Source organism: Streptomyces sp. SID5785 (assembly GCF_009870065.1).
GTDB lineage: Bacteria > Actinomycetota > Actinomycetes > Streptomycetales > Streptomycetaceae > Streptomyces.
The window spans coordinates 1-10518 of sequence record NZ_WWIA01000431.1; the positions used below are offsets into that span (position 1 = coordinate 1).

At 74.8% G+C, this 10518-nt stretch carries 8 protein-coding genes; 2 read left to right on the forward strand and 6 right to left on the reverse strand.

The window, feature by feature from the left end; translation table 11 throughout:
* The 5 genes from GTW43_RS14195 to GTW43_RS14215 form a co-directional block, all read right to left on the reverse strand.
* Positions 1–1486, reverse strand: a 1486-nt coding sequence (locus tag GTW43_RS14195; protein WP_161302114.1) for an oligopeptide:H+ symporter, incomplete at its 3' end; no start/stop codon positions are given.
* A gap of 309 nt (positions 1487–1795) precedes the next feature.
* Positions 1796–3979: an MMPL family transporter gene (locus tag GTW43_RS14200; protein WP_161302115.1), complete on the reverse strand. Its 2184-nt coding sequence runs from the start codon at positions 3977–3979 to the stop codon at positions 1796–1798.
* Positions 3980–4071: 92 nt separating this feature from the next.
* On the reverse strand, positions 4072–4644 hold the full coding sequence (locus GTW43_RS14205; protein ID WP_161302117.1) for a DUF4865 family protein: 573 nt from the start codon (positions 4642–4644) through the stop codon (positions 4072–4074).
* Between the two features lie 127 nt (positions 4645–4771).
* A complete protein-coding gene (locus GTW43_RS14210; RefSeq protein ID WP_161302120.1) occupies positions 4772–5257 on the reverse strand; it encodes a MarR family transcriptional regulator in 486 nt (161 codons plus the stop codon).
* A 92-nt stretch (positions 5258–5349) separates the two neighbouring features.
* Entirely contained in the window at positions 5350–5850 is a 501-nt protein-coding gene (locus GTW43_RS14215; protein WP_161302122.1) for an SgcJ/EcaC family oxidoreductase, read from the reverse strand.
* Between the two features lie 322 nt (positions 5851–6172).
* Here GTW43_RS14215 and GTW43_RS14220 point away from each other — a divergent pair, with 322 nt between their 5' ends.
* Both GTW43_RS14220 and GTW43_RS14225 read left to right on the forward strand, forming a co-directional pair.
* A complete protein-coding gene (locus GTW43_RS14220; protein WP_343246001.1) occupies positions 6173–7141 on the forward strand; it encodes a methyltransferase in 969 nt (322 codons plus the stop codon).
* Entirely contained in the window at positions 7138–8712 is a 1575-nt protein-coding gene (locus GTW43_RS14225) for an FAD-dependent oxidoreductase (protein ID WP_161302124.1), read from the forward strand. Before GTW43_RS14220 ends, GTW43_RS14225 begins: the two co-directional genes overlap by 4 nt.
* 68 nt (positions 8713–8780) lie before the next feature.
* Here GTW43_RS14225 and GTW43_RS14230 read toward each other — a convergent pair.
* Positions 8781–10518: hypothetical protein (locus GTW43_RS14230; protein ID WP_161302127.1), on the reverse strand; the 1738-nt coding region annotated here is incomplete at its 5' end.

Consider the following 10518-nt stretch of genomic DNA (forward strand, 5'->3'; position numbering starts at 1 on the left):
GGCGGCACAGGAGGAGCACGGTGCCGGTGACGAGGGCGGCGGCGCCGAGGGCGAGGAAGTAGCCGGCCCCGGGGACCGTGTCGCCGGAGACCTTGAGGGCGTTGCCGCCGATCCCGCCGCCGAGGGCGCCGGAGAGCCAGAAGAGGGCGACGGTGCGGCTGACGAAGCCGGGCGGGGCGATGGCGGTGGCGGCGCTCATGCCGACGGGCCCGAAGGAGACTTCGCCGGCCGCGAGGAGCAGGAAGGCGAGGACGAGCCAGAGCGGGGAGACGCGGGTGTCGTCGCCGGCCCGGGTCGCGGCCAGGGCCATGACGAGGTAGGCGGCGGCGACGGCGGCCATGCCGGTGGCGTACTTGACGGCGGTGGGCATGCGGTCGCCCGCCCGGGTCCACACGGAGGCGAGCAGCGGGGCCAGGAGCAGGACGAACAGCGGGATCGCGGACTGGAACCAGCTGGCCGGGACGGTGTGGCCGAGGATCTCGCGGTCGGTGGCGTGCTTGGCGAAGATCGCGAAGGCGGAGCCGCCCTGGAGGAACAGCGCCCAGAAGACGGCGGAGGCGAGGAAGAGGGCGATGTAGGCGCGGATGCGGACGCGTTCGGCGGCGGTCAGCAGGGGGTTGCGGAGCATGCGCCAGAAGCAGACGACCGGGGACACGACGCAGAGCAGGCCGATGAGGGCCATGAGGTGGGCGATGCGGAAGGTGCCGGCGGCCGCGTCGGCTCCGTAGCCGACGACGGCGACGGCGGAGGCGGCCAGGGTGAGCCGCAGGACGCGGGTGCGCTCGGGGCGTGGTGCGGGGTGCTGCGGGGGGCCGCCGGCGGTGCCGAAGTGGCGTTGTCCGCGGACGTACTGGAGGAGGCCTGCGGCCATGCCGAGGGCGGCGGCGCCGAATCCGAGGTGCCAGTTGACGCCCTCGCCGAGGACGCCGACGACGACGGGCGCGAGCAGGGCGCTGACCTGGACGCTCATGTAGAAGACGGCGAAGCCCTCGTCGCGGGCGGCGCGGTCCTCGCGGTCGTAGAACTCGCTGAGGAGTCCGGCCATGTTGGGTTTGAGGAGGCCGGTGCCGCAGGCGATGAGGAGGAGGCCGGGGTAGAGCAGGCCGGTGACGGGCACGGCCATGGCGGCGTGTCCGAGGGCGATGAGGATTCCGCCGTGCAGGACGGCGCGGCGGGCGCCGAGGACGCGGTCGCCGAGCCAGCCGCCGGGGACGGAGGTGAGGAACACGGCGGCCATGTACAGCCCGTAGAGGAGGGCGGCGTCGCCGGAGGTCATGCCGAGTCCGCCGTCGGCGCGGTCCTCGGTCAGGTAGAGGACGAGGATGGCGGTCATCCCGTAGAAGCTGAAGCGCTCCCACACGTCGGTGCCGAAGAGGGTGGTGAACCAGCGGGGGCGGCGCCATCGGCCGGTGCGGGGCGGGCGTCCGGGGTCCGGGGCGGCGGCGGGGCCGGGTGCGGTCACGGGCTGTTCGTGCGGGGCTGTCATGGCTCCTCCTCCGGGCCGGCGGGGGGACGTCGCGCGGCGCCCGGCCGGGGGAGTGCCGGGCGCCGCGGGTGGAGGGGAACGGCCGGACCGCGGTGCCGCGGGCCGGCCTGGGGCCGGGCGCGTCGCCGGGTGCGGTCCGGGGTCCGGAGCCCTCACCGCCGGCGCCGTTCCTCTCACGTCCTCAGGGAACCCGGTGGTCCTCGAGGGCCGGTCGGGATGTGGTCGGCCGTGGGGACGGGCGGAGCCCGGACGCCGTCGGGGGCGTCCGGGCTCCGGTGGGGCGGCGGCCGGGGAGGTGGCCGCCGTGGGTCAGTCGTCGTGCTTCTCGAGTTCGACCTTGGGCAGGACCCGGTCGAGGCCGGCGGGGATCCACCAGGCGCGGCGGCCCATGAGCTGGAGTGCGGCCGGGACGATGAGGCAGCGGATCACGACGGCGTCGACGAAGACGGCGACGGCCATGCCGAAGCCGAACTGCTGGAGCATCCGGTCGCCGCCGAGGATGAAGGAGCCGAAGACGGCGACCATGATGGCGCCGGCGGCGAGGACGACGGAGCCGGTGTGGGCGAGGCCCTCGCGGATGGCGAGGGAGGCGTCCTGCGTGCGGTTCCACTCCTCCCTGATGCGGGAGACGAGGAAGATCTCGTAGTCCATGGAGAGGCCGAAGACGATCGCGAAGATCATGATCGGGAGGTAGGCCTCGATGGGTCCTGGCTCGAGTCCGAACATGCCCTTCTGGAAGACCAGGGTCATGGCGCCGAGGGCCGCTCCGATGCTGAGCAGGTTGAGCAGGGCGGCCTTGAGCGGGACGAGGAGCGAGCGGAAGACGAGGACGAGGAGGAGCAGGGAGACGCCGACGACGATCGCGATGAAGACGGGCATGCGGTCGGAGACGGTGTCGGCGTAGTCGATGACGGCGGTGGTGGAGCCGCCCACGAGGTAGTCGGTGCCGGTCTCCTGACCGAGTTTCACGAGGACGTCGTCGCGCAGGGTGTGGACGAGTTCGGTGGTGCGCTCGTCCTGGGGCGAGGTGTCGGGGAAGGCGATGACGGTGAGCGCCTTGCCGTCCTCGGAGGGGATGGGCGGGGTCGCGGCGGCGATGCCGTCGGTGCGGCCGAGCTCCGCGGTGAGGGCGGTGCCGGCCTTGCCGCTGCCTTCGGCGACGACGATGAGGGGGCCGTTGAAGCCCGGTCCGAAGCCCTGGGCGAGCAGGTCGTAGGCCTTGCGGCTGGTGGTCTTGGCGGGGTCGTTGCCCGCGTCGGCGAAGCCGAGCCGCAGGTCGAGCGCGGGGACGGCGAGGGCGCCGAGGGCGACGACGGCGAGCAGCAGGGAGGCGAGCGGCCGGCGCTGGACGAGTCCGGCCCAGCGGCGCCAGCGGGCGCCGCCCTCGACGGACTTGCCCTTCTCCGCGCGGCGGGCGGCCTTGGCGGTGAACTGCCGGGCGAAGCGCTTGCCGAAGAGGGCGAGCAGCGCGGGCAGCAGGGTGAGCGAGGCGATCATGGTCACGAGGACGGTGAGCGCGACGGCGACGGCGGTGCCCTGCAGGGAGCCGAGGCCGAGGGCGACCAGGCCGAGGAGGGCGATGATGACGGTGCAGCCGGCGAAGAACACGGTGCGTCCGGCGGTTTCGAGGGCGCGCCGGCCGGCTTCCTCGGGTGGTGCGCCGCGGACGAGTTCGGCCCGGTAGCGGGCGAAGATCAGCAGGGCGTAGTCGATGCCGACGCCGAGGCCGACGAGCATCATGATGTACGGCGTGTAGCTGGCGATGGTGAAGACGTGCGACAGCAGGATGATCGCGCCGAGGGTGCTGCTGACGGCGAACAGGGCGGTGATGACGGGCAGTCCGGCGGCGATGACGGTGCCGAACATGAGGCCGAGGACGACGAGGGCGACGAGCATGCCGATGCCTTCGGCGGCTCCGCCCTCGGCTTCGGCGAGTTTGCGGGCGGCGTCGCCGCCGAGTTCCACGTCGAGGGCGTCGGTGCGGGCCCCGCGTGCCGTGTCGTAGATCTTCTGGGTGTCTTCCTTGGCCATGTCCTCGGACTTGCCGTGCAGGACGACGGTGGCGTAGCCGACGGTGCCGTCCCGGGAGACGGCCTGCTGGTCCTCGTAGGGGCTGCGCACCTGGGCGACCTGGGGGAGGTCGCCGACCTTGCCGAGCATCGCGGTGACGGCGCGGCGGGTGCCCGCGTCGTCGAGTCCCTGGCGGTCGTGCAGGACGATCTGCAGGGAGTCGCCGGCTTCGGCGGAGCCGTGCTGCTCCATGGTCTCGAGTGCCTGCTGGGTCTCGGTGCCGGGCAGCGAGAAGTCGTCGTGGTAGGCGTCCGAGACGGCGGAGGCGCCGGTCCACACTCCGAGGAGCACCACGATCCACAGGACGAGGGCGGTCCAGCGGTGGCGCTGGGCGAATCCCGCGGTGCGCGTGAGGATCGGGCGTCGGCGTGGGGGCGGCGACGGGGTGGGGGAATCACTCCGGACCGGGCTTGTGGTCACCATGCTCTCCTAATCAAGACAGTCCGCCCAGAGATGCCACAGGGGCGTCGGGGATCACTGGAACCGCGGTGGAGCCCCGGGGCGTTGTGCCGGGGTCAGGCGTCCGTGGTCCGGTGCGGGCGGGACAGGTGCAGCACCCGCGCCACCCGCTCGCCGTTCTTCGGCTGCGGGGGTTCGCTCGTGGCGTGCAGGAGCGTGCGCCGGGTGAGGGTCATCGTGTGCGGGTCGAGGTCGACGATGTGGGAGTGGACGGACGGGTCGGCCAGGGCGCTGTGGTGGCGTTCCGTCTCTTCGGCGGCGGTGCGCCGCAGGTCGGTGGGGTCGCCGAGCGGAAGGCTCTCGCTGACGAGGAGTCCGGCCGGTCCGGTGCCGATGCGGCAGTGCAGGACGGTGCCGGTGCGGACGGGTACGGGTCCGAACGCGGCGCAGAGTCCGGCGTATTCGGGGCCGGTCAGGAAGCGCCGGAACTCGTCGGTGTGTTCCCAGACGTAGAACGGGGCGTAGCTGTTGTGGCCGGTGTCGGTCACGTGGGTGGCGCAGAACGCTTTGAGGAGGAGTCCGGCCCGGCTGTCCCAGGGGCCCGACCGGTCGGCCACCCTGCGGGTGACGACGTCCATGTCGTAGTCGGCGGGCAGGACGATCGAGTAGTGGGCGGTCAGCACGCGCACGTCACCTCTTCCGGTCTCCGGTTCGCGGGGCCGGCGCGGGAGGCGGCCGGCGGTCGCAGGGTGCCGGGGTGCGGTGGAGCGGTGCTGGTGCGGTGGCGGTGGCCGGGGCCGGTGCGGGCCCGGTGGGTCAGGCCTGTGCCTGGAGGCGCAGCGTCTCGGTGTGGAAGATCTCGTTGCTCCGGTTGGTCACGTCGAGCAGGAGCTGCTGCTGCTCGGTGGTGAGTTCGGCGAGGAGTTTGCCGAGGGCGGAGCGGAAGTCGGCGAAGGCGGTCTCGACGCGTTCGGTGAAGGCTTCCGGGACGGTCTCGACGATGACCCGGCGGCGGTCCTCGGGGTCGGGTCTGCGCTGGACGAAGCCGGCTTTCTGGAGCCGGTCGACGACGGTGGTGATGGCGCCGCCGCGGCTGAGGCCGGCGCGCTCGGCGAGCCTGCCGGGGGTCATGGGGCCTTCGAGGTCGAGCAGGCTGAGGCAGTTGAAGTCCGTCGCGTTGAGCCCTATCGACTGGGCGACGGCGGCCTGGAAGAGGACCGTGCGTGCCGCCTGGACCCGCAGGGACGTGGCGAGCGAGATGAGCGTGTCGAGGGATCGGTCCTCTGTGCCGTGCTGCGGCATGCCGCGCCCGCCTCTCTGCAGTTGGTCGTCGGCCGTCGGGTTCCGGCCAGCCTACTGGTGCTGCCGGGGCCGGCCGGGGGCGGTGCGCGGGGTCAGGCGCGGCGCCGGGCGCGCTCGACGCGCATCCGGACGGCCTTGGCGGCGACCTCGAACACGGGGCCGCTGGTGGGGAACGGCTTGATGCGGCTGTTCTGGAACCCGGTGACGAGCCACCGGCCGTCCTCGTCGCGCTCGAGGACGAGGGTCTGGCGCGACAGGCGCTTGGGGGTGACCTCGCGCTGCCAGGGGTAGAGGGCGGCGCCGGTGGAGACCACGACGACGCAGTCCTCGCCGGCGGGGCGGACGCTCTCGATCTCGTGGGTGACGAGCCGGGTGCCGTACAGCATCGTGCGGAACATGAGGCCGTGCATGTCGGCGATCTCGTCGCGGCCGTTCAGCAGGACGCCGTTGAACTGCACGTACGTGGCGTCGGGGCTGAACATGCGGCCGTAGCCGGGGCCGTCTCCGGCGTCCCAGTGGGCGGCGAGGCCGGCGAGCAGGGTGCGGGCGTCGTCGGTGGTGAAGCGGGTGGCGGTGGGGGCGGTGATGTTCATGTCGGCTCCTTCTCGGGTCGGGTCCGCCGGTGCGGCGGGCCCGGGTGGACACGGGGGTTTGCTCGGATCGAGTGTTTCTCTCTTTCCGTGTATCTCTAATCTAGAGAGATATCCCTGTGGCGTCAACCCGTACCGCCCCGCGGCCCCGCCACCCGGGGTCGAGCGGACGTCGAGGCGGCTTCAGGACGATCGGTCCCCCATCGCCCGGCCGGGCGCGGCCCGGCAGCGTTCATGGAAGAGGTGCATTGACATCGACACCGGCACGCAGCACACACAGCAGCCGACACCGCGCGGGCAGCAGGGGCGCCCGGCGTTCGTCGACGTGTTCACCCCGATCGCCGTACGGGTCGCGGCCACGCTGCACATCGCCGACCACATCGCGGGCGGCGCGCACACCCGGGCCGAACTCGCCCGCCGCACCGGAGCCGAGGAGGGCGCGCTGGGCCGTCTCCTGCGCTTCCTGGCCTGCCGTGACGTGTTCAGCGAGGACGAGCCCGGCGTCTACGGACTGACCGACACCTCGCGCCTGCTGCTCGACACGCACCCCTCGCGGATGCGGCACTGGCTGGACCTCGAGGGTGCGAGCGGCCGCATCGACCTCGCGGCCTGCGGCGGCCTGCTGCACGCGGTCCGCACCGGCGAGCCGGGCTACGAGAGCGTGTTCGGCACCCCCTTCTGGGACGACCTCGCCGCCCACCCCGAGCTCACCGACTCGTTCAACGCACAGATGGCCGCCGTGCAGGGGCGGCTCGCCCCCGAGGTGGCGGCGGCCCACCCGTGGCACGAGGCGGGCACCATCGCCGACATCGGCGGCGGCACCGGTGCGCTCCTGGAGGCGGTCCTGGGCACGGCGCCCGACGCCCGGGGCGTCCTGGTCGACCTGCCGGGCACGGTCGAGGGCGGCGGCGAGCGGTTCGCCGCCGCGGGCCTGGGCGACCGCACGGAGATCGTCGGCCGGTCCTTCTTCGACCCGCTGCCCGCCGGCTCCGACATCTGCCTGCTGAGCCAGATCCTGCACGACTGGGACGACAAGGAATCGGTGGCCGTGCTGGCCCGCTGCGCCGAGTCGCTGGCACCGGGCGGGCGGGTCGTGGTCGTCGAGCGGGTGATCGCCGAGGACGAGGGGCGCCGGCTCAACACCGAGTACGACCTGCGGATGCTGGTGTTCAACAAGGGGCGTGAGCGGACCGTCGAGGAGTTCACCGCCCTCGCCGCACAGGCGGGTCTGCGGCCCGCGGGCACCACCCGGCTGCCGTCCCACCACTGGCTGCTGTTCTGGGAGCGTGCGTGAGCGGGCACCTGGACACCGAGCCCGAGGTCCTGGTCGTCGGGGCCGGGCCCGTCGGCCTGTGCACGGCGATCGAACTGGCCCGCAGGGACGTCCGGGTGCGCGTCGTGGACCGCCGCGCCGAGCCCCGCCCCGGCACCCGGGCGTGCACGGTCTGGCAGCGCACCCTGGAGGTCTTCGACCTCATGGGCCTGCCGGTGGCCGACTACCTCGGCAGCGGCGTCCCGTACACCCACCGCACCCATCACTTCCCCGGTCTGGACCCGCTGGTGCGGCCCGCCGCCCAGCCGGGCACCCCGTACCCGCGGCCGCTGCTGATCGGGCAGGGCGCGACCGAGGAGATGCTCACCCGGCGGCTGGCCGAGCTGGGCGTGCGGGTGGAACGCGGGCTGACCGCGACGGCTCTGGAGCAGCGGCAGGACCGGGTCACGGTCGTCCTGACCGGCGCCGACGGCGGCACCGAGACCGTCCGTCCCGGCTGGGTGGTCGGGGCGCAGGGCCCGCACAGCACGGTGCGCGACCTGTCGGGGGCGGGCTGGCACAAGAAGCCGTACCCGGGCACGCAGTTGCTCCAGGTCGACGCCCGCTGGACGGGGTCGCTGCCCGGCGATCCCGCGCACTGCCACCTGTTCCTGACCGAGGCGGGCTCGCTGGGCACCGCCCCGCTCCCGGACGGGCGGCACCGCTTCTACGCGGGCGTGGCCGATCCGGACCCGGCGCGCACCGGCGACCCGGACGTGGCGGAGGTGCTCGACGCGGTGCGCCGGGTCAGCGGAGCCGGCGACCTGCGCTTCCACGACAGCCGGTTCAACTGGCGGGTGCGGCTCTACAACGCGGTGGCCGACGCCTACCGGGTCGGGCGCTGTCTCCTCGCGGGCGACAGCGCGCACACCGTGATGCCGGTGACCGCGCAGGGCATGAACACCGGTCTCCAGGACGCGTTCAACCTCGGCTGGAAGCTGGCCGCGGTGGTGCGGGGGCAGGCGACCGAGCGGCTGCTCGACAGTTACGAGGCGGAGCGCAGGCCGATCGCGCTGGCGCTGGCCGAGCGCAACGTCCGCACCTACTGGGGCGGGGTGGGGCCCGTGCCGGACTTCGGGAGGCTGCACGGCAGGCTCACGCAGGCCTCCGGTCCCGCCGAGCACACCGGGCTGCTTCTCGGCTATCCGGACGGTCCGCTCAGCGCGGGCGGCTCCCCCGCGGCCGGGCCGGGTCCCGGTGCGCGGGTGCCGGACGCGGGCGGCCCGGACGGCCGGCTGTTCCGGCTGGTCGGGACCGGCGACTGGACGGTTCTGGCGCTGCCGGAGGATCCGGCGGACCCCGCCTCGGCCGAGCTGGCCGCGAAGGAGGCCGCCGCGGCCGGACGCCGGGCCGGTGTGCCGGTCCGCGTCGTGACCTCGGCCGGGCAGGGCCCCGGGGGGACCGTCGCCGACCCGGCGGGCGCCGTGCGGGATGCGCTGGGCGCCGCGTCCGGCGCGCTGCTGCTCGTGCGCCCCGACGGCTACGTCGCCTACCGGGGCGGGGTGCGGGACGGCGCGGCACTGGACCGGCACCTGGCCGGTGTCCTGGGCTGAGGCACGACACACACGTGAGGCCGGATCCCCGAGGGGATCCGGCCTCACGTGTGTGTCCGCGGCAGGGTTCAGAAGGACACCGGGTAGAGGGCCGCGTAGTCGCCGGTGCGGGCCGCTTCCAGGACGGCGCGGGTGCGCAGCGAGCTCTGGCCGGTGCGGGCCCGTTCGGACGGGGTCTCCGCGCACACGCCGTCGCGGCACAGGCCGGCGCGGGTCCACGCCTCGACCGCGTCCGTGCGGGGGCGTTCGACCCAGGTGCCCATCACCGACGCCTCGAGCGAGACCTTTTTGCCGCTGCGGTAGAGCGCGGGGCCCTGCCGGGCGTCCCGGGCGGCCGCGACGGCGTCGCGGCGCAGGTCCGGGTCGTCGCACAGGTCGGCGGCAGCCGCGAGCCGGACGGCGCGGATCACGGAGCCGCCGCCCGTCGTGCCCGGACCGGCCGCGCGCAGCGGGGATCCGGCGGCGCACAGCGTGTCCACGGCGTGCGTGTCCCGCGCGTCGAAGGCGGTGAGCAGCAGCCGGGCCTCGTCGCCTGCGCGGATGCCGCGCAGCGACGGCGCGGGCAGGTCGTGCCGGACGGCGCGGGCGGCGTCGCCGCCGAGGGAGCCGGCCACCAGCCGGACGTTGACGCGCGCGGCCAGGTCGGCGGTGTCGTAGGGGGCCGCGCCGTCGGAGAGCGGCAGCCACACCTCGCGGAGCTGGCGGGTGAGCGGCCCGGCGAACGCGTCGGTCCCGCCGTGTGCGCGGGCGAGGACGAGGGCGGCGGCGGTGGTGGCCAGCGCCCCCTCTCCGGGGCGTCCGGGCTGCGGGACCGGCCAGCCGGCCCGGGACCGGGCGCCGGGTGCGGGTGCGCGGACCGCCGTGCAGCCGAGTTTCAGCGCCCAGTACGTGGCCTGCGGGTCGCTGCTCTTCGAGCCGGGCAGGGCGATGCCCGCGTCGGGGGTGACGCGGCCGTCGCAGGTGGCGGGCGGGAAGGCGGGCAGCCGGGCGCCGAGGCGGTCGGCGGACTCGCGCAGGGCGCCTTCCCAGGCGAGCCGCACCGGCTCGGCGCCGAGCCGGGACAGGGCGCGCGCGGTGGATCCGGCGAGCGTCGCGGCGTGGTCGCGGTCGGTGGCGCCGACGCCGAGTGCGGCGGCGGTCTGCAGGACGGGGACGGCGCGGCCGGGGTCGGCGGCGGCGCTCTGCGGGGTGAGTGCGCGCAGCGCCCGGAGCGCGTCGGCGCGTACCGGTTGCGGTACGGGGAGCTTCAGCCGGGTCAGGACGCGGACGGCGACCGCGGTGCTGCCGGGGTCGGTGGCGTCGGCGGAGGGTGCGGTGCGGTATCCGCCGCCGCTGCGCAGCGTCTCCAGGGTGCGGGCGACGGTCGTCCGGTCGGCGTCGCCGCCCGCGCTGTCGAGCGCGTCGACGGCGAGGTCCACCTGGGCGACGGGGGGCAGTCCGGAGGAGTCGAGGCGGCCGCGTTCGGCGGGTTCGAGCCAGCGGCGCATCCGGTCGGGCCGCAGGCCGGTGTCGTCGGCGCCGCCGTCGAGTGCGGCGAGCCGCAGCCGCCAGGCGGTCTCGTAGAGGGAGAAGGGGGACGCGTCGCCGGTCCCGGCGGGGTCCACGAACCAGCCGCGGCGGCCGTCGCTGACCCAGGCGTCGCGCAGCAGGTCGGGGGCGTCGGCGGGGCGTTCGGCGCGGACCGCGGCGCCGCCGCGGGTGGCGCCGTCCGCGGGGGTGCTCGCGGTGTCCGCCGGTGCGCAGCCGGCGGCGAGGGCGAACACCGCGGTCCAGCCGGACAGCCGGGCCGCCGTGCGGCGGCCCGGA

Excerpts from the sequence above, each read along its gene's own strand:
- GTW43_RS14200 (WP_161302115.1), bottom strand. The coding sequence starts at position 3,979 with ATGGTGACCACAAGCCCGGTCCGGAGTGATTCCCCCACCCCGTCGCCG.
- GTW43_RS14210 (WP_161302120.1), bottom strand. The coding sequence starts at position 5,257 with ATGCCGCAGCACGGCACAGAGGACCGATCCCTCGACACGCTCATCTCG.
- GTW43_RS14215 (WP_161302122.1), bottom strand. The coding sequence starts at position 5,850 with ATGAACATCACCGCCCCCACCGCCACCCGCTTCACCACCGACGACGCC.